This window comes from Stenotrophomonas nitritireducens, assembly GCF_001700965.1.
Taxonomy (GTDB): domain Bacteria; phylum Pseudomonadota; class Gammaproteobacteria; order Xanthomonadales; family Xanthomonadaceae; genus Stenotrophomonas; species Stenotrophomonas nitritireducens_A.
Genome location: NZ_CP016756.1, coordinates 4,471,216 through 4,496,314, shown reverse-complemented (window position 1 = coordinate 4,496,314; position 25,099 = coordinate 4,471,216). Strand labels below are relative to the sequence as shown.

21 protein-coding genes and 1 pseudogene are annotated in these 25,099 nt (G+C 63.9%); 12 read left to right on the top strand and 10 right to left on the bottom strand.

Features of this window, described 5'->3' with window-relative positions:
* Positions 1 to 664: 664 nt before the first annotated feature.
* The 7 genes from BCV67_RS19160 to BCV67_RS19130 form a co-directional block, all read right to left on the bottom strand.
* On the bottom strand, positions 665 to 1,402 hold the full coding sequence (locus BCV67_RS19160) for a copper homeostasis protein CutC (RefSeq protein WP_062167511.1): 738 nt from the start codon (positions 1,400 to 1,402) through the stop codon (positions 665 to 667).
* Positions 1,399 to 2,406, bottom strand: coding sequence for a N(4)-(beta-N-acetylglucosaminyl)-L-asparaginase (locus BCV67_RS19155; RefSeq protein WP_062167513.1), 1,008 nt, complete (start codon positions 2,404 to 2,406; stop codon positions 1,399 to 1,401). The genes BCV67_RS19160 and BCV67_RS19155 overlap by 4 nt, the downstream gene beginning before the upstream one ends.
* A 31-nt stretch (positions 2,407 to 2,437) precedes the next feature.
* Entirely contained in the window at positions 2,438 to 3,478 is a 1,041-nt protein-coding gene (locus tag BCV67_RS19150; RefSeq protein ID WP_062167515.1) for a glucokinase, read from the bottom strand.
* An 89-nt stretch (positions 3,479 to 3,567) separates the two neighbouring features.
* Positions 3,568 to 3,954, bottom strand: a complete 387-nt coding sequence (crcB, locus tag BCV67_RS19145; protein ID WP_062167517.1) for a fluoride efflux transporter CrcB — start codon at positions 3,952 to 3,954, stop codon at positions 3,568 to 3,570.
* 37 nt (positions 3,955 to 3,991) lie between these two features.
* Complete coding sequence (locus BCV67_RS19140; RefSeq protein WP_082746541.1) at positions 3,992 to 5,287, bottom strand: replication-associated recombination protein A; 1,296 nt, start codon at positions 5,285 to 5,287, stop codon at positions 3,992 to 3,994.
* A gap of 126 nt (positions 5,288 to 5,413) precedes the next feature.
* A complete protein-coding gene (lolA, locus tag BCV67_RS19135) occupies positions 5,414 to 6,052 on the bottom strand; it encodes an outer membrane lipoprotein chaperone LolA (RefSeq protein ID WP_062167520.1) in 639 nt (212 codons plus the stop codon).
* Positions 6,053 to 6,145: 93 nt separating this feature from the next.
* Positions 6,146 to 8,512 carry a DNA translocase FtsK gene (locus BCV67_RS19130; RefSeq protein ID WP_062167522.1) on the bottom strand — a complete coding sequence of 789 codons (2,367 nt, stop codon included), beginning with the start codon at positions 8,510 to 8,512 and terminating at the stop codon, positions 6,146 to 6,148.
* Between the two features lie 288 nt (positions 8,513 to 8,800).
* Between BCV67_RS19130 and trxB the strand changes: the two genes are divergently transcribed.
* The 5 genes from trxB (at position 8,801) to infA (ending at position 12,867) form a co-directional block, all read left to right on the top strand.
* Positions 8,801 to 9,769 (top strand): thioredoxin-disulfide reductase, encoded by a 969-nt coding sequence (trxB, locus tag BCV67_RS19125; protein ID WP_062167524.1) that lies wholly within the window; start codon positions 8,801 to 8,803, stop codon positions 9,767 to 9,769.
* A gap of 32 nt (positions 9,770 to 9,801) precedes the next feature.
* Positions 9,802 to 10,653 (top strand): hypothetical protein, encoded by an 852-nt coding sequence (locus tag BCV67_RS19120; protein WP_156455798.1) that lies wholly within the window; start codon positions 9,802 to 9,804, stop codon positions 10,651 to 10,653.
* Positions 10,654 to 10,685: 32 nt separating this feature from the next.
* A complete protein-coding gene (locus BCV67_RS19115; RefSeq protein ID WP_062167529.1) occupies positions 10,686 to 11,819 on the top strand; it encodes a GNAT family N-acetyltransferase in 1,134 nt (377 codons plus the stop codon).
* Positions 11,816 to 12,550, top strand: a complete 735-nt coding sequence (gene aat / locus BCV67_RS19110) for a leucyl/phenylalanyl-tRNA--protein transferase (protein ID WP_062167531.1) — start codon at positions 11,816 to 11,818, stop codon at positions 12,548 to 12,550. Before BCV67_RS19115 ends, aat begins: the two co-directional genes overlap by 4 nt.
* A 98-nt stretch (positions 12,551 to 12,648) precedes the next feature.
* A complete protein-coding gene (infA, locus tag BCV67_RS19105) occupies positions 12,649 to 12,867 on the top strand; it encodes a translation initiation factor IF-1 (protein ID WP_005409596.1) in 219 nt (72 codons plus the stop codon).
* 306 nt (positions 12,868 to 13,173) lie between these two features.
* Here infA and clpA read toward each other — a convergent pair whose 3' ends face one another.
* Positions 13,174 to 15,453, bottom strand: a complete 2,280-nt coding sequence (gene clpA / locus BCV67_RS19100) for an ATP-dependent Clp protease ATP-binding subunit ClpA (protein WP_062167532.1) — start codon at positions 15,451 to 15,453, stop codon at positions 13,174 to 13,176.
* Between the two features lie 311 nt (positions 15,454 to 15,764).
* A complete protein-coding gene (clpS, locus tag BCV67_RS19095; protein WP_062167534.1) occupies positions 15,765 to 16,085 on the bottom strand; it encodes an ATP-dependent Clp protease adapter ClpS in 321 nt (106 codons plus the stop codon).
* 121 nt (positions 16,086 to 16,206) lie between these two features.
* Here clpS and BCV67_RS19090 point away from each other — a divergent pair, with 121 nt between their 5' ends.
* The 6 genes from BCV67_RS19090 to BCV67_RS19065 all read left to right on the top strand — a co-directional run bounded on the left by BCV67_RS19090 (position 16,207) and on the right by BCV67_RS19065 (position 20,548).
* A complete protein-coding gene (locus BCV67_RS19090) occupies positions 16,207 to 16,683 on the top strand; it encodes a hypothetical protein (RefSeq protein ID WP_062167536.1) in 477 nt (158 codons plus the stop codon).
* A gap of 2 nt (positions 16,684 to 16,685) precedes the next feature.
* The gene (locus BCV67_RS19085) at positions 16,686 to 17,150 is read left to right on the top strand and encodes an NUDIX hydrolase (RefSeq protein ID WP_062167538.1); all 465 of its coding nucleotides are present in this window, start codon (positions 16,686 to 16,688) and stop codon (positions 17,148 to 17,150) included.
* Positions 17,147 to 18,268 carry a tRNA 2-thiouridine(34) synthase MnmA gene (mnmA, locus tag BCV67_RS19080; RefSeq protein WP_062167540.1) on the top strand — a complete coding sequence of 374 codons (1,122 nt, stop codon included), beginning with the start codon at positions 17,147 to 17,149 and terminating at the stop codon, positions 18,266 to 18,268. Before BCV67_RS19085 ends, mnmA begins: the two co-directional genes overlap by 4 nt.
* 9 nt (positions 18,269 to 18,277) lie before the next feature.
* On the top strand, positions 18,278 to 18,892 hold the full coding sequence (gene hflD / locus BCV67_RS19075) for a high frequency lysogenization protein HflD (RefSeq protein WP_062171543.1): 615 nt from the start codon (positions 18,278 to 18,280) through the stop codon (positions 18,890 to 18,892).
* A 127-nt stretch (positions 18,893 to 19,019) separates the two neighbouring features.
* The gene (locus BCV67_RS19070; RefSeq protein WP_062167542.1) at positions 19,020 to 20,210 is read left to right on the top strand and encodes a methyl-accepting chemotaxis protein; all 1,191 of its coding nucleotides are present in this window, start codon (positions 19,020 to 19,022) and stop codon (positions 20,208 to 20,210) included.
* Positions 20,211 to 20,287: 77 nt separating this feature from the next.
* Positions 20,288 to 20,548: a hypothetical protein gene (locus BCV67_RS19065; RefSeq protein ID WP_156455799.1), complete on the top strand. Its 261-nt coding sequence runs from the start codon at positions 20,288 to 20,290 to the stop codon at positions 20,546 to 20,548.
* Between the two features lie 379 nt (positions 20,549 to 20,927).
* On the opposite strand, the gene BCV67_RS19060 is transcribed toward BCV67_RS19065, so the two are convergent.
* Entirely contained in the window at positions 20,928 to 23,717 is a 2,790-nt protein-coding gene (locus BCV67_RS19060) for a bifunctional diguanylate cyclase/phosphodiesterase (RefSeq protein WP_428999488.1), read from the bottom strand.
* 391 nt (positions 23,718 to 24,108) lie between these two features.
* On the opposite strand from BCV67_RS19060, the pseudogene BCV67_RS19055 reads away from it, so the two are divergent.
* Positions 24,109 to 25,089: pseudogene (locus BCV67_RS19055) on the top strand (ATP-binding protein); the annotation flags it as partial.
* Positions 25,090 to 25,099 lie beyond the last annotated feature (10 nt).

Genomic DNA, 25,099 nt, shown 5'->3' with positions numbered 1-25,099 from the left:
CAGCGCAGGCGTTTCACTACGCCATTTCGCATAATGTATATTATGTAAAATAAGTTCTAGCAACGGCGCCGAACTAAAAGCGATTTACCTGTAGCTCTTGCCTTCGCCCAATGCCTTTCTTTGGCACCGAGTGCCATGACATCGTGCTGGATATGCAGCAGCGCGTAAGCTCCTTTGTTGCTAAGCCGTGTGATCCATGCAATTCCGTCTACATCCTTGAAATCTGGCGTGCTTAGTCCCCGGAAACGCTCCAGATTTGAAGCCGCAACCTCGGCAGTCTGTGCGTGGAGCGGCCCTTACCGGCTATTGCGAGCTCGACGGCAATTTAGTGACTCGTCACGTTTAAATGCCATCTGTTGGCTGTGCACCTCTGTGAGGCTGCTGCTCTGAGGGCCACCCTGGGCATCGCGTTATGGGGGCTCCGGGCCGCCACGCGGCATGAAATTCAGAGGCTTCATCCGCAAAGTTCTGCTGCGGACAATGAGTGCCCGATCCCCCTTATTCCCGACCCCTTATTAAAGTGACGAATCACCTTAATCTGGCGCACAAGCTAAGGAATCGAATGGATCTTGATCCAGGCAGGTTCGGCTCCGCCGACAATCTTCAATAGCGCCAATTAAAGTGATTCGTCACTTTAATTGGCCGAGAGATGACCCTGCCAGCCTCAGCTGATCGCGTCCAAGGCTTGCCGCAATGCGCAGACCATTTCGGCCTGGCTCTGCACCCAATTGCTCTCCAAACCCTTCAATGCCGGATTCCGGTAACGCATCGCTGATCGTTGTAGCGCCTTGGCTGATGCGTGCAATTGCAGGCAGCCCGATTGCCGCGCCACGTCCGCGATGTTTGCTGCGTTCAACCCTGCCCCGGCCATCAATTGCAGGCGATATCCGGCCTGTTTGACCAGCTTGGCAAGCCTTGCGCTGCCTTCGACGGCGCTGGTTTGGCCGCCCGAGCTGAGAATGCGTTTGATGCCCAGCTCAACTATCTGCTCGAGCGCTGCAGGTAGATCACGTGCGGCGTCGAATGCGCGATGGAAGGTAATGTCCAATGGCCCGGCAACACGTATCAGTTCACGACATAGCGCTACGTCGATCTGGCCATCTGCATCCAATGCACCAATCACCACACCGTCGCAGCCGAGCTGCCGGCAGTGGGCGATGTCGCGCAGCATGATCTCTGTTTCGATTGGTCCGTAATGAAAGTCGCCTGGGCGCGGGCGGATCAATACGTACAGCGGAATCTGCACCTTGTCGCGTGCGATGGCGATGCTGCCGGAGGACGGCGTGGTGCCGCCCTGCTCCAGGTTCTCGAATAGTTCAATGCGGTTGGCGCCACCTTGTTGCGCGGCCAGTGCCGACATCGCCGAATTGCAGGCGATTTCCAGCAGGTACGGCGAACTCATGCCTGCGTGCTCGTGTACACCGAGGCTGATTCAAGCAAGGCATCCTGTTTGTTGCTGTCGCATACCGCATACACGAAGCCGCGATGCAGCGCGTAGGCGCCCACTTCCCCACTGCGGTTCATTGCCAGGAAGCAGACCTGCAAGGTACGGCTGGCCTCGGGTCGTTTGCGAACCACGCGCTGGATGGCTTCGAGGCAGGCGTCGGCCGGTGAGCGGCCTTGCCGCATCAATTCAACCACCAGGAAAGACGCCGCATTGCGGATCATCTCTTCGCCCATGCCGGATGCGGTGGCGGCGCCCACTTCGTTGTCCACGTACAGGCCGGCGCCGATGATCGGGCTGTCACCGACGCGGCCATGCATCTTGAAGGCCATGCCGCTGGTGGTGCAGGCACCGGCCATATCGCCCTTGTTATCGATGGCGATCATGCCCAGCGTGTCGTGGTTGTCTTTGTCGCCGGGAATACCGCGGCGTTCGGCGTTGATCTGCGGTGCGTAGTGTTCGGTTTTGAGCCACTCGCGCCAGGCTTTTTCCGCTGCCGGCGTCAGCAGGTTCCGCCGTTCATGGCCTTGCTGTACCGCGAACTGCTGCGCGCCCTCGCCTACCAGCATCACGTGCGGGGTTTTCTCCATCACCGCGCGGGCCACGGTGATGGGATGCAGGATATCGACGATTGCCGCAACCGAGCCGCAGCGGCCATCACCAGACATGATGCTGGCATCCAGGCTCAGCACGCCGTCGCGGTCGGGATTGCCGCAATGGCCCACCGTGGAATTGCACAGCTCGCTCTCGGCCCAGCGTGCGCCGGCTTCCACCGCATCCAATGCACTGCCACCTGCGGCCAGCACCTTCCACGCGGCCTGGTTGGCGCCCACGCCGAAATCCCAGGTCGATACCACGCGCGCGCCGTTGGCCGCAGCGGGTGATGCGAGCACCCCGGGCGCCGTCGTGCCCAATGCGCCAAGCAAGGCGGAGGTCTGCAGGAACTGTCTGCGGGTCGTCATCGCTGGAATCTCCTCGTTTGCTTGGTTGCGCTCAGCGCGTTGCGCGTTTGTCCACGTGCCAGGCCAAGGCGCCCAGTACACCGAGTTCGCCGTGCTCAACGCGCCATACCGGAACATGCTTGAGTGCTGCGGACAGCCGGCCTTTGGCGAGGAAGCGCTGCTGGAAGCCACCTGCATGCAGCGGCCCGCTCAAATGCCCGGTGATGCCACCGGTCAGATAGACGGCACGCGCGCCAAAGGTAAGGGCCAGATCGCCGGCCAGGCTGCCCAGCCACGCGCAGAACACCTCCACGCTTTCCATCGCAAGTGCGTCGCTGCCATTGCGTGCGGCATCCACCAGTTCGGCGGGCGTATGCCACTGCGGGGTAGTGCCGCGCAGTTCGCAGAGGATGGTGTACAGCGTGATCAGGCCGGGGCCGGAAAGAACCCGTTCGTTGTCAATGTGCTCATAGCGCTGTGACAGCAGCTGCAGCACATCATGTTCCAACGCCGTGGAACCAGCCAACGCGGCATGCCCTGCCTCGCTGGGCAGGACGGACGGGCTACCGCCTGGCAGATAGACCGCCACACCCAAACCCGTACCTGGTCCCAACACCAATGCGGGCCCGGCAGCTCCCCGTTCCGGTTGGCCACAGATCAGGTGCAGCGAATCGGCTTCGGCATGCGCCATGGCCTGGGCCACGGCAACGAAGTCGTTGATGAACTCCAGCGACGGCAGACCCGAATCATTGCGGGTTGCGGCCAGCGATACCGGCCAGGCCAGATTGGTATTGAGCAGGTTGTCGCCATCCACGACACCAGCGATCGCCACCACCGCGTGCGCGATGGGCGGCGCATCGGTTTCGCGCGCCAGCCAATCGGCATAGTCACGCAGAATCGCGGCAAGGCTCGGGTGCTCGGCGCAGGCGTATTTGCGGAAACCATTCACGCTCAGGCTGCCGTCGGCCTGCTGCTGGGTCCACCCCAGGCGGGCATAGGTGCCGCCGACATCAGCGCCGATGATGGTGCTGGCGGGGAGCGAACCTGCGATTGCATCGATGCGGGCTGCGTCTGCCGACGCTGGAGTACTCATTTTTTTGCCCGCTTCTGCTGCATATCCAGGGAACGCTCAATTTGTGGTGGGCGCATGATGCGGGATCAACCGTGGCATTGAAAGCGGCTTCAAGTCAGGTGCCGCAGGACACGCCAGGTCCACCAGCCAAAGGCGGTCATCGACAACGAGCCGATCAGGTGCAGGCCAATGGTGAGCAGGCCCCAGCCCAACTGTTGACGCTGCAACAGGTACACAACTTCAGCCGAAAACGTCGAAAACGTGGTCAGGCCGCCCAGCAAACCGGTGACCACGAACAGCCGCCATTGCGGTGACAGCTCCGGCCGGGTGGCGAAAAACGCCAGGGCCAGGCCGATCACGTAGCCGCCGAGCAGATTGGCGGTCAAGGTGCCCAGCGGCACGGTGTTGTGCAGCGGGTTCAACCAAAGGCTCAGTCCGTAGCGCAACCAGGCGCCCAATGCCGCGCCTACGCCGATGGCCAGGAAGGAAAGCCACATGGCGGTCAAGCTCCTGGCCTGGGTTGGGCGGCAATGGTCATTTGCGTTGCGCGCGGGCCTGTTCGCGGGCGAGACGCAGGCGGTCAAGCTTGTCTTTCAGCTTGATCTCCAAACCGCGTTCCACCGGCTTGTAATAGACCTGCTCTCCCATGTCATCGGGAAACGCGGTCTGGTCCAGGGCGATGCCGCCTTCGACATCATGGTCGTACTGGTAGCCCTGGCCGTAACCCAGTGTCTTCATCAAGCGGGTGGGCGCGTTGCGCAGGTGCATCGGCACCGGCTGGGTGCCGTAGTTGGCAATGTCGGCACGGGCGGCGTGCAAGGACATGTAGGCGGCGTTGGATTTGGCCGTACTGGCCAGATAAACGACCAGATTGGACAGCGCGATATCGCCTTCCGGGGCACCGATGCGGTCATAGGCGTTCCAGACATTGATCGCCATTTCCAGCGCCCGCGGATCGGCCAGGCCGACGTCTTCCACCGCCATGATGGTCAACCGGCGCAGCAGATAGGACGGATCGCAGCCGCCATCGAGCATGCGGGCCAGCCAGTAGATGGCGCCGTCCGGGTTGGAGCTGCGCACCGACTTGTGCAGGGCTGAAATCTGGTCGTAGAACTGTTCACCGTTCTTGTCGAAACGGCGGGTGCGGTCGGCCAGCACCTGCAGCAGGGTTTCCGGGGTGATTTCACCGCCCTCCCCCGCTGCCAGTTCAGCGGCGATTTCCAGCAGGGTCAATGCGCGGCGCACGTCGCCATCGGCGGCACGGGCGATTTCCAGCAGCGATTCGGGCGAGACCGTAATTTCCTGCTCGCCCAGGCCACGCTCGGTGTCAGCCAGTGCGCGCTGCAATGCTTCCACCACATCTTCGGGCGATACCGATTCCAGCACATGCACGCGGCAGCGCGACAACAGCGCCGAATTCAGTTCGAAGGAGGGGTTCTCGGTGGTGGCGCCGACAAAGATGATCGTGCCGCGCTCAATGTGCGGCAGGAAGGCATCCTGCTGTGCCTTGTTGAAACGGTGCACCTCGTCGACGAACAACACGGTGCGTCTGCCGTCGGCGAAACGATGTGCTGCCTCGGCCAGCACCTGGCGCACGTCCGGCAGGCCGGACAGCACCGCGGATATCGCCTTGAACTCGGCGTCGGCGTACTGCGCCAGCAGCAAGGCCAGCGTGGTCTTGCCACAGCCCGGCGGGCCCCACAGGATCATCGAATGCACGCGCCCGGATTCAACCGCGCGGCGCAGCGCCGTGTTGGGCGCCAGCAGACGCTTCTGGCCGACCATCTCGTCCAGCGTGCGTGGGCGCATGCGCTCGGCGAGCGGGCGCATGCTGTCCCGGTCTGCTGTCAGCAGGTCGGCGGGAGCTTCATCAAGAAAGATATTTCGGGATCTGGCCACGTCTGCATTCTAACAGCGTGGCCCCCTGCCCTTGCCGCGAAAATCCGGCGGCTGGGTTCAGCGTTCGCCGACCACGTCGACGTCCTTGCCCGGCACGAAACGGAAGGTACCGGCAGCAAAACTGGGGTTCTTCTTCCAGCCGCTGAACGTGATGATGGTGCGCTGGCCAACGGCGTCCACCAGTTCCATCCGCGACAGCCCGCCGCCGGAGAAACCCAACGCCGCCACATCGAAGCTGGCCTGGGTATCGCGCTTGGGGGTGAGCGACAGCCACTGCATGCCATCGCGCGGCGCGGCTTCCTCGCTGATGTCGTACTGCTGCTCCAGCAGCGCCGGGTTGATCAGGGCGGTAAGCGGGTTGTTCTGCTCCTCGGTGCCCTGCGGGCTGACCCGAGCCTGCTCCAGGTCCGGCTCGTAGACCCACAGCTTGCTACCGTCCGCGATGATCAGCTGCGGATGCGGACGGGTGTATTCCCAGCGGAACTGGCGCGGCGCCGACAGCGCCACGCGGCCGCTGGAGGATTCCTTGACCCGGCCGCGCAAGTCCACCACCTGCTGCGCGAACTGGCCATCAAGGCCACGCAGGCCATTGGTGAAGGATTTCAGGTCATCGCGGGCGCCGGCATGGGCATCCGCGGCAAGGCCGGCGCAAGCCAAGGCAACAGCAAGAACGGAGTGGCGCAGAAATGCAGTCATGGCGGCTTGGGATAATGGTGTTGGTGGTGAGGCAGAGTCTGCCTCTTTCAAACTGAATGGGCGGCAATCAGTTACTGAATGCCGCCCCTCCGTTCAGTGCTTCGGCGGTGGCGGTGCCAGCACGGTGCGGTCGCCATTGTGTTCGGGCGCGGTGACCACGCCCGCCGCTTCCATCGCCTCGATCAGGCGCGCGGCGCGGTTGTAGCCGATCTTCAGGCGGCGCTGCACACCGGAGATGGAGGCGCGGCGGGTTTCGGTAACGATGCGCAGCGCCTCGTCGTACAGCGGATCGGATTCGTCGCCGGCACTGGCGCTGCTTTCCGGCAGGCCGTTGGCGCCGACCACCACGCCGTCGCCCATGGTCTGCACTTCGTCCAGCACGCCCTCGATGTAATCGGTGGGGCCGCTGGCCTTCAGGTGTTCAACCACGCGGTGCACTTCTTCATCAGAGACGAAGGCGCCATGCACGCGGTCCGGCATTGCCGTGCCGGGTGGCAGGTACAGCATGTCGCCGTTGCCAAGCAGCGCCTCGGCGCCGGACTGGTCCAGGATGGTGCGCGAGTCGATCTTGGAACTCACCTGGAAGGCGATACGGGTCGGGATGTTGGCCTTGATCAGTCCGGTGATCACGTCCACCGACGGCCGCTGCGTGGCCAGGATCAGATGGATGCCGGCCGCACGCGCCTTCTGCGCCAGGCGCGCGATCAGCTCTTCGACCTTCTTGCCGACGATCATCATCATGTCGGCGAATTCGTCGATGAAGATGACGATGAACGGCAGCGGTTCCAGCGGACGCGGCGCCTCGCCCATCTCCGGGTTGGGCTTGAACAGCGGGTCCATCAGCGGCTGGCCGGCGTCGATGGCGTCCTTCACCTTCTTGTTGAAGCCGGCCAGGTTGCGCACGCCCACGGCGCTCATCAGCTTGTAGCGGCGCTCCATTTCGGCCACGCACCACCGCAGGCCGTTGCCGGCCTCCTTCATATCGGTAACCACCGGCGCCAGCAGATGCGGGATGCCCTGATAGACGCTGAGCTCCAGCATCTTCGGGTCGATCATCAGCATGCGCAGGTCTTTCGGGCTGGCCTTGTACAGCAGGCTCAGCACCATCGCGTTGACCGCCACGGACTTGCCCGAGCCGGTGGTACCGGCCACCAGCAGGTGTGGCATGCGCGCCAGATCGGCCACGGTCGGGCGGCCGGCAATGTCCTTGCCCAGCGCCAGGGTCAGCGGGCTGGCCGACTTGTCGTATTCCTTGGAGCGCAACAGCTCGGAAAGGAAGATCATTTCGCGGGTGACGTTGGGGATTTCCAGGCCGATCACCGACTTGCCCGGAATCACATCGACCACGCGCACCGATTTGACCGAAAGCCCGCGCGCGATGTCCTTGTCCAGCGAGCTGATCTGGCTGACCTTGATACCCGGCGCCGGCTCGATTTCGAATCGGGTGATCACCGGGCCCGGATACGCCCCCACCACCTGCGCATCGATGCGGAAATCCTTGAGCTTGAACTCGATCTGCCGCGACAGGGTTTCCAGGGTCTGTTCGTCATAGCCCTTGGGCTGCGGCTTGGGATCGTCCAGCAGCGCCAGCGGCGGGATGTCCGAGCCGTCGCCATTGACGCCCTGGAACATCGGGATCTGGGTCTCGCGCTTAGCGCGGTCGCTCTTCTCGATCACCGGTGCCGGGCGTGGCTCGATCTTCACCGGCTCGCGCTTGGCGCGCACCTCGGCGTCCACCTTGCGCACTTCCTCGCGCTCCTCGCGCAGCACGCGGGTCTGCTGCCACTCGCTGGCCTGTTCTTTCTTCTTGTTGAGCACCGGCCCCAGGGCCAGTACCCACTTGCCGATCTTCTCCATCACCGCAAACCACGACAGGCCGGTGGCCAGCGTGATCGAGGTGAGCAGCAGCACCAGCAGGAACAGGTTGCTGCCGACTGGCCCGAAACCGGTCTGCAGCGATTTGCCCACCAGCACGCCCAGGCCGCCGCCCGCGCGGGCCACGTCGCCCGGCGGCAGGCGCAGGTACAGGAAACCGGTGGCACCAATCAGGAAGCCGACAATGCCCACCAGGCGCAACGCCGGGCCCAGATCATCCTGGCCACGCTCGTCGTTCTTCTTCAGGCCGAACATGGCGATCCAGGCCACCGCGGCAAGCATCACCGGAATCAAATAGGCCACATAGCCGAACAACTGGCGCAGCACATCGGCAATCCATGCGCCGACCTTGCCGCCCATGTTGTGCACGGGCGCAATCACCGAGCCCGACTGTGACCAGCCCGGATCGGTGGGGGAATAGGTGAACAGACTGGCCAGCAGGTACAGCAAGGCCGGCGCGATCGCGATCAACGCCAGGTCACGCCATAACTTCTGTCGACGCGGATTGTCTGCTGCAGCCGCCTGCTTGCGCGCGTCAGCGGCAGCCTTGGGGCTCTTGTCGCGTTCCGGGACCTGTTTCGCCACCTTTGACCAGACCTTAAAAATGCACGGTTAGTGATTGATATTAAACGACAGATCGCCCGGTTTCATCCGCTTGTAGCGCATTGCGGTACTGCTGAGAGACAGAAAGCGTCAAAAACCGCCCGATCATGACGGCGGCGATGCAGGAAACAGCGAAGGTGTATCCAACGGGCCGCGCAGTTCCATTCACGTGCCTTGATTCACAGGGGTCAGACCGCCACTCTATTGGCTTGCCCGGACAGTTGCGGAATGCCGCGTTCGGGCCACCAATCCTGACTTTCGCGAGTATACATGAGCACTTCCAGCCTCCCGACCAAGCACACCCGCCTGTTGATCCTCGGCTCTGGCCCCGCCGGCTGGACCTCTGCGGTCTATGGCGCGCGCGCCAACCTGAAGCCGCTGGTGGTGACCGGCCTGCAGCAGGGCGGCCAGCTGATGACCACTACCGAAGTCGACAACTGGCCGGGCGATGCCCACGGCCTGATGGGTCCGGACCTGATGGCGCGGATGCAGGCCCATGCCGAGCGCTTCGATACCGAGGTGGTATTCGACCACATCCATACCGCCGATCTGTCCAAGCGCCCGTTCACCCTGACCGGTGACAGTACCCAGTACACCGCCGATGCGCTGATCATCGCCACCGGCGCCACCGCCAAGTACCTGGGCATTCCGTCCGAGGAAGCCTTCAAGGGCCGCGGCGTGTCGGCCTGCGCCACCTGCGACGGCTTCTTCTACAAGGACCAGGACGTGGTCGTGGTCGGCGGCGGCAACACCGCGGTCGAAGAAGCGCTGTACCTGTCCAACATCGCCCGCAAGGTCTACCTGGTCCACCGCCGCGACACGTTGAAGGCAGAAAAGATCATGCAGGACAAGCTGTTCGCCAAGGTTGCTGCCGGCAAGATCGAGACCGTGTGGCACCACCAGGTGGACGAAGTGCTGGGCAATGACGCTGGTGTCACCGGCGTGCGCGTGAAGTCCACGCTGGACGGCAGCACCCGCGATATCGAAGCCCATGGCTTCTTCGTCGCCATCGGCCACCAGCCCAACACCGAGCTGTTCACCGGCCAGCTGGCCATGAACAACGGCTACCTGGAAATCCGCTCCGGCCTGGGCGGCAACGCCACCATGACCTCGGTCGAAGGCGTATTCGCCGCCGGCGACGTGGCCGACCAGCACTACCGCCAAGCCATCACCTCGGCCGGCTTCGGCTGCATGGCCGCACTGGACGCCGAACGCTTCCTGGACGAAAAGGGCGCCTGAGCGCCTGCTGGTGAACTGACAAGGATTGTTGAATGTATCGCCTGGTCTTGATCGCAGCTTCCATGGCGGCTGCAAATGCAGCAGCGGCGGCGAAAGCAGTTCCGCCGCCGCTGGCTCCTTCAGAGATGAATCCCATGGTTCGCAACCTATGCCTGTCGCAGGACATGGTTGCGGAGCTGGTGAAGCAGGATCCTGCCCTTGCTTATCTCGGCGGCAGCAAGCGCTCGCTGGCAACGATGCAACTTGTCCTGCAGTCGGCAGACCCGAATGTGCGCAAGGGACTCGACGAAATGCTGGCATCCGCCATGGGCGGTAATGTCAAAACCAGGGAGATGCTTTCCCCTGCCCTCGCCGGCTGCCTCGTTGCCGGCGTACGAATGGCGCCGGAACGTCGGCAACTGGCGTTGACCTGGCTGCAGGAAGATTCGATGGCGGGAAAAACCACCGCCATCGAGCAGCTGATGACACTGGCGCTTCTGAAGGAAGTGGAAGGCGGAGGCAATGCCGCAGCCACTTATTTCCAGCAGTTGCCGGGCAAGACACTCGATACCATCTCTCCGGACAGCGTCGGCATTGGGCTTTTTGCCATGCAGGAGATTGCCGCCAACAACATCATCAACGCGGCGATCCAGTCGTATTACACGCGCTCGCCTCAGCCATTGGCCGGCGTCCCTCAGCCCGCCGTGACGTACCGCTTTTGCAACAACAGCGTGGCAGCGGCGGCTGGACAAGCACGCGGCGTCCATCGCGTCGCGGCGTTTGCAAACGCGCGTTTGCAGCAACTGCCGGAGCCTGTCTGGAATTGCGATATGACAGCAATCAAAGAGGAAGTGCGCACGATCAGTTGGGGGACTGACGTGCCCTCCAGCCCCGCGCCTAAATGAACGATGCCGGGCGGATACGTTAGGCTCCATTGATGACGCAACTCCGAGTCCTTTCCCATCTGCGAGACGTCGGTGCGCCTGCTTGGGATGGCCTGCACGGCGGCAGCAATCCCTTCATCAGCCATGCCTTTCTCAGTGGGCTGGAACAGCATGGCTGCCTGCGCCCGGAATGGGGCTGGCAAGCCCAGCACCTGAGCCTGTGGCGCAATGACGAACTTGTCGCTGCCGCACCCGGTTATCTGAAGCAGAACTCGCACGGCGAGTTCGTGTTCGACCACGCCTGGGCCAATGCCTACGCACGCCATGGGCTGGAGTACTTCCCGAAATGGCTGGGCGGTGTGCCCTACTCGCCGGTTACCGGGCCGCGCCTGCTGGCCCGCAGCGAGGCAGACCGCCAGGCGCTGCTGCAGGCCATCGTTGCGCATGTGCAGGACGAGGCGCTGTCCTCGGCACATATCAACTTCCATCTGGCCGAAGAGAGCCCGCTGTTCGGCGCGCAGTGGCTGCAGCGCGACGATGTGCAGTTCCAGTGGCAGCGCCGCCCTGAATGGAACGCTTTCGATGATTTCCTCGCCGCGATGGACCACAAGCGGCGCAAGAACATCCGTCAGGAACGTGCCAAGGTCGCACAGGCCGGCATTACTTTCGTGACGCGTCACGGTGATGAAACCAGTGACGACGAACTGCGGTCGATGCATGGCTTCTACCTGCAGACCTTCGCCGAATATGGCAATGCGCCTGCACTGACGCTTGCCTTCCTGCGCCACCTGGCGGCACAGATGCCGCGCCAGCTGGTGCTGTTCCTTGCCCTGCAGGACGGCGAACCCATCGCCGGCGCGCTGTGCCTGCGCGGCACCGATACGCTGTACGGCCGTTATTGGGGCGGTGCCACCCTGCCCGGCCTGCATTTTGAAACCTGTTACTACCAGGGCATCGATTACTGCCTGCGCGAGGGCCTGCAGCGCTTCGAACCCGGCGCGCAGGGCGAGCACAAACTGGCGCGTGGCTTCCTGCCGACCCGGGTGCAAAGCCATCATTGGCTTGCGCATCCCCAGTTCCGTGATGCGGCGCGCGACTGGTGCCGCCGCGAGCGCGAAGATCTTGCCCACTACGAGGCCGACCTGCTGCGCCATTCGCCGTTCAAACAGGAAGATCCAGCGCAATGAGCAATAAAGGCCCCTTCCTGCTGGATACCGCCAGCGATGCGCCCTTCCCTCCTGCGGAGCTGGCGCTGAGGGACCCGGAAGGTCTGCTTGCCATTGGCGGCGACCTGAGTCCTTTACGGCTGCTCAATGCGTATGCCAGCGGCATCTTTCCGTGGTTTTCGCAGGGTCAGCCGCTGCTGTGGTGGTCGCCGGACCCGCGCATGGTGTTCCGCACCGATCAGGTCCACCTGTCCTCGCGGTTCCGCCGCAGCCTGCGCAACAGCACCTGGACGATCCGCGCCGATACCGCCTTCGCCGAGGTCATGCAGGCCTGCGCGCAGGCGCCACGGCCCGGGCAGGATGGCACCTGGATCACCCCCGACATGCTTGCCGCCTACGTGCAGCTGCACCAGCTTGGCTATGCGCACTCGGTGGAAGTGTTTGACGACGAGGAACTGGTTGGCGGCATCTACGGCGTCGCCATCGGCCAGATGTTTTTCGGGGAAAGCATGTTCAGCGGCCGCAGCGGCGGTTCGAAGGTGGCGCTTGCGGCGCTGGCCGGCACCCTGGCGCGCTGGGGCTGGCCCTTGATGGATGCGCAGGTGGAGAACCCGCACCTGCTGCGGATGGGCGCTGAGCACCTGCCGCGCACGGAGTTTCTGGCCGCCGTTGCAGCACTGGTGCAAATGCCGGGCGATGCCAGCAGCTGGGCGCGCAGGTTTGGCGAACTTCCGGCCTCGGCGCTGGCCTGAATGCCGGGGTTTAACGCAAACTTTGCATCCCGGCCCGCGAAAGCGTAAAATGCCCGCCCTTAGGCCTATTGGCCGTCCGCAGAACCGCACAGGACTACATGTCGAAAGACGACTCCATCGAGTTCGAGGGCACCGTCAGCGAGACGTTGCCGAACACCACTTTCCGCGTTCGTCTGGAAAATGGGCATGAAATCATCGCCCACATCTCCGGCCGCATGCGCAAGAACTACATCCGCATCCTGACCGGCGACCGCGTCAAGGTTGAGATGACGCCGTACGACCTGACCAAGGGCCGTATCACCTACCGCATGAAGTAATGCGGTAAGTAGAGCGTTGCAGGAAAGCCAGCCATCGTGCTGGCTTTTTCGCGTGCCTGCAGGTTTTTGTAGTGCCGAGCCATGCTCGGCAGAAGCCCGCCTGATTCTGTAGTGCCGAGCCATGCTCGGCAGGGGCTTTCCCGGTAATGCCTCTTGCCGATCATGGCTCGGCACTACATGGGCCTCTGCCCTGCCGAACGAGCCACGCAAAAACAAACCCCGCACCTTTCGATGCGGGATTTGTGTGTACGGACAACGGGCCAGCTTAGCGGCTTACGCCGCTCCTACCGCCCGCAGGCTCCGGCCTTACACCGTTGCCGGCAACAGGTGCTCCGGCTCGGACTCGGTGTCCACGATCAACTCGCCATCGCGGACGTCGATGCTGACCTTGCCACCGTTGGCCAGCTTGCCGAACAGCAGCTCGTCGGCCAGCGGGCGCTTCACCTTGTCCTGGATCACCCGATGCATCGGGCGTGCGCCCATGTCCGCGTCGAAACCATGTTGTGCCAGCCATTCGCGGGCGGCCGGGGTGGCCGACAACGAAACGTGCTTGTCCTGCAGCAGCATCTCCAGCTCGATCAGGAACTTGTCCACCACCCGCAGGATGTGGCTGAAGCCCAGCGGCTGGAACTGCACCACCGCATCCAGGCGGTTGCGGAACTCAGGGGTGAAGCTCTTGCGGATTACCTCCATCGCGTCGGTGGCATGGTTCTGCTTGGTGAAACCAATCGAGCGACGTGCAGCTTGGGTGGCACCGGCATTGGTGGTCATCACCAGGATCACGTTCTTGAAGTTGGCCTCACGGCCGTTGGTGTCGGTGAGCACGCCGCGGTCCATCACCTGCAACAGGATGTTGAAGATGTCCGGATGCGCCTTCTCCACCTCGTCCAACAGCAGCACGCAATGCGGCGTCTTGACGATTTTCTCGGTCAGCAGGCCGCCCTGGTCGAAGCCGACATAGCCCGGAGGGGCACCAATCAGGCGGCTGATCGAATGCGGCTCCATGTACTCGGACATGTCGAAGCGCACCAGCTCGATACCCAGCTGCAACGCCAGCTGACGGGTCACCTCGGTCTTGCCCACGCCGGTGGGGCCGGCGAACAGGAAGTTGCCGATCGGCTTGTCCGGGCTGGCCAGACCGGAGCGCGACAGCTTGATCGCCGAGGTCAGCGACTCAATGCCCTGGTCCTGGCCGAAGATCACCATCTTCAGATTGCGCTCCAGGTGCTGCAGCACATCCTTGTCACTGGCAGTGACCTGCTTGGCCGGGATGCGCGCCATTTTGGCAATGATGGTTTCGATTTCCTCGATGTCGATGCGCTCCTTGCGCTGCCCTTCCGGCAACAGCCGCTGGCGTGCGCCGGCCTCGTCGATGACATCGATGGCCTTGTCCGGCAACAGCCGGTCGGCGATGTGCTTGACCGACAGGTCCACCGCTGCCTGCAAGGCATCGTCGGCATACGTCACGCTGTGGTGTGCTTCGTACTTCGGCCGCAGGCCCTTGAGAATCTCGTAGGCCTCGCCAACGGTCGGCTCGACGATGTCGATTTTCTGGAAGCGCCGCGCCAGCGCACGGTCCTTCTCGAAAATGCCACGGTATTCCTGGAAGGTGGTCGAGCCGATGCAGCGTAGCTCGCCCGAGGCCAGTGCCGGCTTGATCAGGTTGGACGCATCCATGGTGCCACCGGAAGCCGAACCGGCACCGATGATGGTGTGGATCTCGTCGATGAACAGCACCGAGTTGGGGATCTTCTTCAGTGCAGTGATCACGCCCTTGAGGCGCTTCTCGAAGTCGCCACGGTACTTGGTGCCCGCTACCAGCGCGCCGAGATCCAACGAGTAGATCACCGCATCGGCCAGCACGTCCGGCACCTCGCCGTCGACGATGCGCTTGGCCAGGCCTTCGGCGATGGCGGTCTTGCCCACGCCGGCCTCACCCACGTATAGCGGGTTGTTCTTGCGGCGGCGGCACAGCACCTGGATGGTGCGTTCGATCTCATCGCGACGGCCGACCAGCGGATCGATCCGCCCGGCTTTGGCCAGCTCGTTGAGATTGCTGGCGAACTCGTTGAGCGAGTCGCCCTTGCCTTCGCCATCAGCGCCTTCAACCCGGCCCTCGCCTTCCAGCGGGGAGGACATTTCCGGGTCGTCGCCACTCTTGCCCACGCCGTGGGACAGGTAATTGACCACGTCCAGCCGGGTCACATCCTGCTGATTGAGGTAATAAACCGCGTGCGATTCTTTTTCGCCGAAGATCGCCACCAGCACATTGGCACCGGTAACCTCCTTCTTGCCCGAGGACTGCACGTGGTACACGGCCCGCTGCAGTACGCGCTGGAAACCCAGCGTAGGCTGCGTGTCGCGGCCGTCGTCTTCGGCCAACAGCGAGACCGAGGCGTTGATCGCCTTTTCCAGCTCCCTTCCCAGGCGCTCTAGATCCGCGCCACATGCTTTCAGCACAGCCTGTGCCGATGCGTTTTCCAACAGGGCCAGCAAGAGATGTTCAACCGTCATGTATTCGTGACGGGCTTCCCGGGCGCGCTTGTAGCACTGACCAATGGTCTGCTCGAGGTCTTTACTGAACATAAGGCACTCCGGTTGCGGTTGGAGACAATATGCGGCCTGGGATCGCTTTTTCCAGCACCCTAACTACGATGATGTAGACGCTACGTCAGTAATGACGATAAAACAGCGCTCACCGTGAATTCTGCATTCAGTTTCAAGGCCCGAACAGGCCGATCAGCCGTTACGCAGGCAACTTACAGGACAAATCGTTCCATCTGCGCTGACCCCAAACAGCGCCCGCACAGCGGCTTTGCCGCCGCTGCGGCGCGTGCACTCAGTCTGGTCGATCAGGCAGCCGGACAGCCCCCCCCTACCGGGCACCTGTGACGGGCTCAGGCGCGTTCCATCGTGCACAGCAACGGATGCTGGTTCATGCGCGAGAACTCGTTGACCTGCGCGACCTTGGTTTCGGCCACCTCGCGGGTATAGACACCGCAGATGCCACGGCCGCGGGTATGGACATGCAGCATCACCTGGGTGGCCTTGTCCATGTCCATCGAAAAAAAGCTCTGCAGGACCGTCACCACGAAATCCATCGGGGTGTAGTCGTCGTTGAGCAGCATCACTTGGTACTGCGGCGGGGGCGCCACCTCGGGCTTGCCGGGGGCGACCAGCAGGCCATGGTCGCTATCGTGTTGGGTCTTCTGGGACATTGCCCAATTATAGCCGGTCTGTGTGGCAGCCTCTGGGCATTGGACGCAGCCCCCCCTGCCCCCGCACAATTTGCTGGCTAACCCTCCTTTACCTGACCAAATCCTTACAACTGGGGAAAACATGAAGAAGTCTGTAATCAGCATCGCTCTGCTGGCCCTGGCCACCGCTACCGCAGGCACCGCGTTCGCCGGCGAGGCGGATCCGGCCGTCGGCCGCGTACTGGACACCCTCAAGTACAAGTACGAGGTGGACAGCGATGGCGACTACCAGCTGGTCTTTGAAATGGAAGACGACCGTACCCAGCTGGTGTTCGTGCGCTCCAACGTGGAAACCTATGGCAGCCACAAGGTCCGCGAGATCTGGTCGCCGGGCTACAAGTCCAGCAGCCCGCAGTTCCCGGCACTGGTGGCCAACCGCCTGCTGGAGGATTCCAACGATTCCAAGCTCGGCGGCTGGGTGAAGCAGGGCGACGTGGCGATGTTCGTGGTCAAGGTGGACGCCAATGCCAGTTCCGAGATCATCTCCGATGCCATCGACGCGGCCGCCAAGAGCGCCGATGCGATCGAGCTGGAAATGACGTCGAAGGACGAGTACTGAGCGTGAATGCTTTGCAGTCCCAGCGATGGGCGCCACATGTGACCGTGGCCACCGTGGTCTCCCGCGCAGGGCAGCTGCTGCTGGTGGAAGAAGAAAAAGGCGGCCGACGGGTGTTGAACCAGCCGGCCGGTCATCTTGAGCCGGGCGAGAGCCTGCTCGAGGCGGCGGTGCGCGAAACCCGCGAGGAAACCGGCTGGGACGTTCAGCTCACCGGTTTCATCGGCAGTTACCAGTGGACGGCGGCCGATGGCACGCCGTTCCTGCGCTTCGCCTTCGCCGCCGAACCGCTGCAGCACCATCCCGAACAAGCGCTCGATGTGGGTATCGTGCAGGCGCTGTGGATGAGCCCGGTGGCGTTGCAGGCCGACATGGCGCGACTGCGCAGCCCCTTGGTCTGGCAGACGATCTCCGATTGGCTGGCCGGGCAGCGTTACCCGCTTTCGATCGTGCGACAGGTGGCACCGTGAGCAATCCGAATATCGTGGTGGGCGTGTCCGGCGGGGTCGACTCGTCGGTGGCCGCGCTCACCCTGGTCCAGCAAGGCCTGGATGTCGCCGGCCTGTTCATGCAGAACTGGGCCGATGATGGCAGCGGCCATTGCCGCGCCGAGGATGACCGGCGCGATGCGGTGGCAGTCTGCGGGAGGCTGGATATCCCCTTCCACTTCCGCGATTTCTCGACGGAATACTGGCAGGGCGTGTTCGAGCACTTCCTGGCCGAATACGCCGCCGGCCGCACGCCCAACCCGGACGTGCTGTGCAACCGCGAGGTCAAGTTCAAGCACTTCCTGGATGCCGCCCGCGAGCTGGGCGCCGAACGCATCGCTACCGGCCACTACGCCCAGGTGGACCAGTCCGCCGGCCGCTGGCGGCTGCTGCGTGGCGCCGACCGCGGCAAGGACCAGAGCTATTTCCTGCATCAGCTCGGGCAGGCCCAACTGGCGGCTACCTTGTTCCCGATCGGCCACATGGAGAAAAGCGAGCTGCGCCGCATTGCCCGCGACGCCGGCCTGCCGACCCATGCAAAGAAGGATTCCACCGGCATCTGTTTCATCGGCGAACGTGATTTCCGCGAGTTCCTGGGCCAGTACCTGCCGGCCCGGGAAGGCGAGATCCAGGACCCCGATGGCCAGGTCATCGCCCGTCACCCCGGCGTGTTCTATTTCACCCTGGGCCAGCGCGAAGGCCTGAACATCGGTGGCGTGCGCGGCCGCCCGGCGGCACCGTGGTTCGTGGTGGGCAAGGATGTGGCCCGCAACATCCTGTATGTCGACCAGGGCCACGACAGCCCCTGGCTGCAGTCACAGTGGCTGCGCAGCGAGACCATGCACTGGATTGCCGGCAGCCCGCCCGCACGCAGCTTCGCGTGCACCGCACAGACCCGCTACCGGCAGCCGGACGAGGCCTGCACGGTCACGGTGCGCGATGACGGTACGCTGGATGTGCACTTCGCGCGCCCGCAACGCGCCGTCACCCCGGGTCAATCGTTGGTGCTGTACGACGGTATGGAATGCCTGGGCGGCGCGGTGATCGCCGCAACCGATGCACCTTTGGAGCGCCGTCTGGCGGCTCCTGTTACCCCTTGAGAGATGACCATGACTTTTTCTATCGATGACCGCGTACTTGCCTTGGCCGGCATTGCCCAGGCCTTGCAGCAGGTGCGCCGCATCGCCGAAACCGGCCATTCGGAAAGCGCCATCGTGCGCACCGCGATGGACAGCGTGCTGCGTATCGACGCCAGCTCGCCGGCGGCCGTGTACGGCAGCGCCACCCAGCTCGAACCGGGCCTGCGCCTGCTGCGTGATTACTTCCGCAACCAGGGCAAAGATGCGTTGCTGCCACGGCTGGCGTTGTCGGTGATGCAGCTGGAACGCCGTTTCGTGCGGGAAGGCGCCACCATCGACAAGGTAGAGGCCGGGATCCAGCGTGCTGCCAGCATTGCCCAGGAACGCGGCGACAGCAGCCATCCGGACGTACTGAGTGCGATGGGTGCGCTGTACGCCGACACCATCAGCCAGCTCAAGCCGCGCATCATGGTGCAAGGCAACCCGCATTACCTGGGCCAGGCGATGGTGGTGTCCGAGATCCGCGCGTTGCTGCTGGCGGCGGTGCGCTCGGCCGTGCTCTGGCGCCAGCTGGGCGGTGCCTACTGGGATTTCCTGTTCTCGCGCAAAGCCATGCTCGAAGCCATCGAGCGGCGCCTGCGCTGACCCATGCAGGCCCGCCGCCACGGCGGCGGCGGGCCTGCATCGCAAAACCTCCGGGGATTCACCGCAGCGGGCTAAAGACCCCACGGCTACTGCCGATACTGCATTCGTGACTCTCCCGAGAACGTCCATGTATTCACGTATAGCAATCCGTTTGGCAGCCCCGTTGGTCCTCACCCTTCTGGTCGTGGTCGCTGCTGCCCTGTCCTGGCCTTCGGCAGCGCTGTGGGCGATTTTGACCACCATGGTGCTGAGCTGGCTGGTGTTCGCCTGGTGGAGCGTGCATACGCAAGCCCAGCGCTCGCCCGAGCACGCCAAGGTGTTGAAGGAGCAGGATCAGCTGCTCAATGAGCTGCGCAGCTTCGTCAGCAACGAGATCGACGGCTCGCGCAGCGAGATCGAACGTGCCCGCGAGCTCATCCGGCAGGCCGTCGGCGGGCTGGGCAGCAGCTTCGACGCGATGAGCCGCAAATCGCGCCAGCAGAGCCAGGCACTGGCCCGCATTGTCGACCGTGCCGGCGATGAAGGCGGCAGCGGCGTCGATGTGGCGCGTTTCGCCCAGAACGCCAGTCACCAGATGGAACAATTGGTCGAGGCGCTGGAACAGGTCAGCGGCCAGAGCAGCAACACCGTGCAGCACATCGACCAGATGGCGCAGCACCTGGACGGCATTTTTGCCCTGCTCGAAGACGTCAAGTCCATTGCCGACCAGACCAACCTGCTGGCCTTGAATGCCGCCATTGAAGCCGCGCGCGCCGGTGAAGCCGGGCGTGGCTTTGCGGTTGTGGCCGACGAGGTGCGCAACCTTTCCGAGCGCTCAACCACCTTCAACGAGCAGATCCGCAAGCTGGCCCACAGCTCCAAGGACGCCATTGCCAAGGTGCGCGAAACCGTCACCCACATGGCCTCGCGCGATATGGACCGGTCGCGTGAAGCACGTACCGAAGCCGCCTCGATGCTGGACAGCGTGGCAGCCATCAACGCCTCGCTCGGTGACGGCATGCGCGAGATCTCCGAATGCGGCCGTGCCATCGACGGCAGCGTGGCCGAGGCCGTGCGCGCCCTGCAGTTCGAAGACATCGCCACCCAGGCCCTGGGCGGGGTGCACACCCATCTTGACCGCCTGGGTGCGATCAACCGCGAAGCGGTCGCCCTACAGGAACTGCTGCATCGCAATGGCGGCGTGTTCGACGGCGAGATGATCACCGCCCTGCATTGCACCGGCAGCCGCCTGCGCGAAATGCGGGTTGAGTGGGAGCGTCCGCCGCACAAGCCGGTGTCGCAGCAGAGCATGGGTGCAGGCACGGTGGAACTGTTCTGATTCCAGCCCGCATCCGGCCCGTACCCCAGCCCCGGCCTTTGGCCGGGGCTTTGCCGTTGCTCTTGCCGCACTGAACCATGCCCACCCTGCCCCGCCCCAGCACGCTCCCTACGACGACGTCATCGGCGAAGCCGAGCAGCACCGAGGCGCGGCCCGCATTGCCGGCGAACGTCGCATTGAATCGTCGCCAACAATTTGCCCAGCTTGAGCACTGCGCGCAGCAGGAACTGGCACTGCTGCGTGCGACGCGCGAGCAGCAAGCGCACTTGCAAACCCGCAGCAGCGACAGCAACGAATGGCTGAGCAGCAGCGTGGACTGGGACCTGTCGGTTCCGTAAAGCCTCCGGGCATACGCGCCGCCGCCCGCTCCGCGCTTCGAGCATCCAACCCTACCGAAGCCGCAGCCAGGACAGCAACGTAGCCCGGGTAAGCGCAGCGCACCCGGGGCTTCAGGCAGACACTTGCGAGACCAGCAGCGCCGCGCTTCCCGGGTGCGCTGTGGGCATCACCGGCGCCGGAAGAAGTTCCCGGGTGCGCTGCGCTTACCCGGGCTACGTTGTTGCGCCGCCCCCGTTTCTGCGCGCCACGCCGCGGCAGGCTGCACGAGGCGGAACGTCACGGGCACGCATCGTTCGACGCGCCCGCCAGCTGACATCCACGCATACACAAAAGCCCGGCTACCTGTTGTGTAGCCGGGCTTGATGATGTTGGCGGAGCTCAGTGGGTTGCGCTGATGGCGTTGATCGCCGTGACAGGCGGCATATCCAACAGTTCGACCGGGCCGCTGCGCAGCCATTGCACCATCTCGCGAGGCCGCAGCGGCCGTGAGTACAGGTAGCCCTGCAGCTCGTCACAGCCCTGCTGTTTGAGCATGGCCGCCTCGGCAAGTGTCTCGACACCCTCGGCCACCACGCGCATGCCCAGGGCATGGCCAAGGTGCACGATGGCCTGGGTGACTTCGGCGGTACCGGCATCGTGCAGCATTCCCTGCACGAAGCTGCGGTCGATCTTCAGCCGCTGCACAGGGAAACGATTGAGGTAATGCAGGTTGGAAAAACCGGTACCGAAGTCATCCACGGCCAGCGGGATGCCGTGCTGCTCGAACACGTCAAAGCACTGCCGCAGCGCGTCCGTGTCGCGGATCAACGCCGATTCGGTCAGTTCCAGTTCCAGCCGCTGTGCAGGCCAGCCAGATTGTTGGCAGATGCTGACAACACGTTCGGCAAAACCGCGGTCGCGCAGCTGCAGCGCGGACACGTTCACTGCCACCCGATCAAACTGCAGGCCGGCCTGTTGCCAGACCACTGCCTGGCGGCAGACCTCGCGCAGCACCCAGTCACCGATATGGATGATCTCGCCACATTTCTCGGCGATGGGGATGAATTCGGCAGGGTTGCACACGCCGATCCGGCCGCTGTTCCAACGCAGCAAGGCCTCGATTGACGGAACCGGGTCGCCGTTGGCATGCACCAGTGGCTGGTAGACCAGACTGAACTCGTCGCGCTCGACCGCGCCATGCAGCGCATGCTCGATCTCGACCCGGCGCTGTGTGCGCGCCAGCGCATCCTGGCTGTAATACTGGTAAGTATTGCGCCCCGCTTCCTTGGCTGCGTGCATTGCCGCATCCGCGGCGCGCAGCAGGCTGTCGAAGTCGTTGCGGCCCTCGTCCAGCAGGGCGATGCCGACGCTGGCACCGACCTTCAAGGTTGCATCCTCGCGGTACAGCGGCTCGGCCAACGATGCGATCAGCTTGCGCGCCACATGCCCTGCGTCCTCCGGTTCCACCAGATTACGCAGGATCACGATGAACTCATCGCCATTGAAACGGGCGAACAGATCGGCATTACGCAGGTTCTGGTGCAGGCGTGCTGCCGCCGCTTTCAACAGCATGTCGCCGGTGGCGTGGCCAAACGTGTCATTGATGGTTTTGAAGCCGTCCAGGTCAATGAACAGCATCGCCAGCACCGCGCCGCGTTCGCGGGCTTCGATGATGGCCTCCGCACCCTGCTCGCGCAGCAGCATGCGGTTGGGTAGGCCGGTCAGCAGATCGTAGTGGGCCAGCAGTTCCAGCCGCTCGTCGGCCTCGCGCTCGCGGGTGATGTCGCGGAACAGCACCACATAACGTTCTGGCAGGCCTTCACGTTGATCCAGCTCGATCAATACCTGCACCCAGACGCGCTGCCCCGAGGGACGGTAGAAACATAGGTCCAATTGTTCCGGCAGGCCACCTGTGGCGATGCGCAGCAGCGCAGCCTCGAAGAGGTCACGCGAATCCGGGGTGTACAGGTCCAGCGCCTGGTCAAGCGTGACCGGCGCCTTGCGCAACCCGTGGATGCGATAGCACTCCTCGGTCCACTGCATCGCCCGCGTGTCCACTTCGATCTCGCAGCCGCCAATGCGGCCCAGCGCCGAGACCCGGTTGAGCAGCTCGGTGCGCCAGCGGATCAAGGCATCGGTGCGGCGCTGGTTGCTGATGTTCTGCACCTGGCCCAGCACCCGCTGCAACACGCCCGCGCTGTCGTAATCGAGTTCCACCCAGATGCGCAGCTGCTGCTGGGTTACCGGGTCGCGGCCCCAGGTCAGGTCGAAACTGCCACCGGCGGCATCATCGAGCAGGCGCCGCCAGCTGCCGAACAGGTGCCGGCGCGCGTCATTGGTTAGCGTGCGCAGCCATTGGCGGCCAGTGGGCAGGCTGACATCGCCCCAGCCGATGGATGCGGCAAATTCTTCGGACCACTGCACACGACCGCGCTGTGGCTCCCACACCCAACTGCCCATGCCTGCCACGCGCTGTGCCCGCTGCAACAAGGCCTGTTGCGAGCGCAACTCGTCTTCCAGCGCTTTCTGCTGCTGGATGTCGGTATAAGTGCCCACCATGCGCAGGGGCTGGCCGTCGCCGGCGCGGGCGATGACCTGGCCACGATCGAGTACCCAGTGCCAGCTGCCGTCAGCTTGACGCAGGCGGAACTGGCAGGCGAACGGGACCTGTGGATCGTGCAGGTGGGTGGCGATGGCCTGGCGCAACTGCAGCTGGTCTTCCGGATGGACCTCATCCAGCAGCCCCATACCCGCAGGTACGGGCGAGCTGGCATGGATTGGGGTGGTGCGCACGATCGCATCGCTGACGATGTCCCAATCCCACAGACTGTGGCCCGCCGATTCCATTGCGATGGCCCAGCGCGCATTGCGCGCCTCGGTATCGCTGGCCACGGAGTACAGATAGCCCAACGGCTCGGTCGACGGCGATTGCACCGCGCTCAGCCAACCTTCCAGCCGGCGCCCTTCACCGGGCAGCGGGCATGCCACCGCATCCTGGTGGGTGAGCTGCTGGCGTGCGCAGGCCAACTGCTGGCAATAACGTGACAGGCGTTCGGGCAGGCCCAGATTACGGGCCATGGCATTGGCAGCCAAAGGCTGCCCATCCGTGTCCAGCAGCACGACAGCTGCGTTCAACGGGTGACGAAGCAGGCTAGCAATGACGCCGCGATCCACGCGATCTATCTCCATGCCCGACAAACCGGGGACTCATTCGATAACGGCACCGCGTCGGCAGAATTGAGCACTTCGTCGCGCGCTTTGTGCACAAGCCGCTAAGATGGCGTCGACGCTCGTCCCAAATCCTCAGTCAATCATGCAAGCCGATCCGGCCCCCGCTGCTTCCGCGCCCGTGCCTGCACCGCTCCCGCCGCGCCGTGCCGGCCTGTTCTGGCTGCTTGGTCTGGCCATGCTGCTGGCACTGGCCACGGTGGGTGTGCTGTTGGGCGGCGCCGTTTCCGTCGAACGGCAATCGCAAACAGTGATCTTCATCACGCTCGCACTTTGTCTGGCATTGGCGATGCTGGGCTGGCGGTTGTGGTCGATGAACGCGTGGCATGGCGTGGCCCATGGGATGCCGCGCGAATTTGAACAGCTTGCGGCCGTTTTGCCCGATGGCGTGATGGTGGCCGACGGCAACACGGTTCTTTATGCCAACCCCGCTGCCAGCAGCATCCTGGGCATAGGCGATGGTCACACCGACACTGCCGCACAGCTGCTGACAAATCTGAGCGCCCACACGCCCCCCGCGAACAACGGCGAGTTGCCCGTGCAACTGTGCCGGACCGGCGGCGAGCCGTTCCATGCCGTGGTCATCACCCAGCAGCTCCACCACGCAGGCCGCGCCTGCCAGCTGTTCGTGATCCGCGACCTCAGCGAGCTGGAGCATGGCCGCGCCGCACTGGCCGCCAGCAATGGCGAACTGCAGGCCATGGCCGGGCGCCTGTTCTCGTTGCAGGAAGACGAGCGCCGCTCGATTTCCCGTGACCTGCACGACGACATCGGCCAGGCCATCACCGCAATGAAGCTGGCCGCCTGCGCGGCCCGCGATGAAGACAACACGCCACGCCGGCAGGATGACATCGACCAGATCATCGAGCTGGCCGACACCACCGTGATCAAGCTGCGCAACCTGTCGATGCTGCTGCGTCCACCCCAGCTCGACGCTCTGGGCCTGGAAGCAGCGCTGCGCTGGCAGGCCGGCCTGCTGTTCCGTTCCACCGACGTGGAACTGCTGCTGGACGTGAGCGCCTTGCCGCGACGGCCCAGCAACGAAGTGGAACAGGCCTGTTTCCGTATTGCCCAGGAAAGCCTGACCAACGCGCTGCGGCACGCCTGTGCAAGCCAGGTATCGCTGTCGCTGCATGACAGCAGCCAGGGCGACCTGCACCTGCAGGTGGTGGACGATGGCGAAGGCTTTGATCCGGCCGGCCCGCGTGGGCTGGGCATGATCGTGATGCGCGAACGTGCACAGAGCGCCGGCGGCAGCCTGCATATTGAAACCGCACCGGGTGCAGGCACCCGGATCGATCTGCGCCTACCCTATGCGGTAAGCACACCGTGATGCCCCAAGG

Coding starts and splice junctions, on each gene's coding strand:
- BCV67_RS19160 (WP_062167511.1), bottom strand. CDS start 1,402: ATGAGTTCGCCGTACCTGCTGGAAATCGCCTGCAATTCGGCGATGTCG.
- BCV67_RS19155 (WP_062167513.1), bottom strand. CDS start 2,406: ATGACGACCCGCAGACAGTTCCTGCAGACCTCCGCCTTGCTTGGCGCA.
- BCV67_RS19150 (WP_062167515.1), bottom strand. CDS start 3,478: ATGAGTACTCCAGCGTCGGCAGACGCAGCCCGCATCGATGCAATCGCA.
- crcB (WP_062167517.1), bottom strand. CDS start 3,954: ATGTGGCTTTCCTTCCTGGCCATCGGCGTAGGCGCGGCATTGGGCGCC.
- BCV67_RS19140 (WP_082746541.1), bottom strand. CDS start 5,287: ATGCGCCCGCTCGCCGAGCGCATGCGCCCACGCACGCTGGACGAGATG.
- lolA (WP_062167520.1), bottom strand. CDS start 6,052: ATGACTGCATTTCTGCGCCACTCCGTTCTTGCTGTTGCCTTGGCTTGC.
- trxB (WP_062167524.1), top strand. CDS start 8,801: ATGAGCACTTCCAGCCTCCCGACCAAGCACACCCGCCTGTTGATCCTC.
- BCV67_RS19120 (WP_156455798.1), top strand. CDS start 9,802: ATGTATCGCCTGGTCTTGATCGCAGCTTCCATGGCGGCTGCAAATGCA.
- BCV67_RS19115 (WP_062167529.1), top strand. CDS start 10,686: ATGACGCAACTCCGAGTCCTTTCCCATCTGCGAGACGTCGGTGCGCCT.
- aat (WP_062167531.1), top strand. CDS start 11,816: ATGAGCAATAAAGGCCCCTTCCTGCTGGATACCGCCAGCGATGCGCCC.
- infA (WP_005409596.1), top strand. CDS start 12,649: ATGTCGAAAGACGACTCCATCGAGTTCGAGGGCACCGTCAGCGAGACG.
- clpA (WP_062167532.1), bottom strand. CDS start 15,453: ATGTTCAGTAAAGACCTCGAGCAGACCATTGGTCAGTGCTACAAGCGC.
- clpS (WP_062167534.1), bottom strand. CDS start 16,085: ATGTCCCAGAAGACCCAACACGATAGCGACCATGGCCTGCTGGTCGCC.
- BCV67_RS19090 (WP_062167536.1), top strand. CDS start 16,207: ATGAAGAAGTCTGTAATCAGCATCGCTCTGCTGGCCCTGGCCACCGCT.
- hflD (WP_062171543.1), top strand. CDS start 18,278: ATGACTTTTTCTATCGATGACCGCGTACTTGCCTTGGCCGGCATTGCC.
- BCV67_RS19070 (WP_062167542.1), top strand. CDS start 19,020: ATGTATTCACGTATAGCAATCCGTTTGGCAGCCCCGTTGGTCCTCACC.
- BCV67_RS19065 (WP_156455799.1), top strand. CDS start 20,288: ATGCCCACCCTGCCCCGCCCCAGCACGCTCCCTACGACGACGTCATCG.
- BCV67_RS19060 (WP_428999488.1), bottom strand. CDS start 23,717: ATGGAGATAGATCGCGTGGATCGCGGCGTCATTGCTAGCCTGCTTCGT.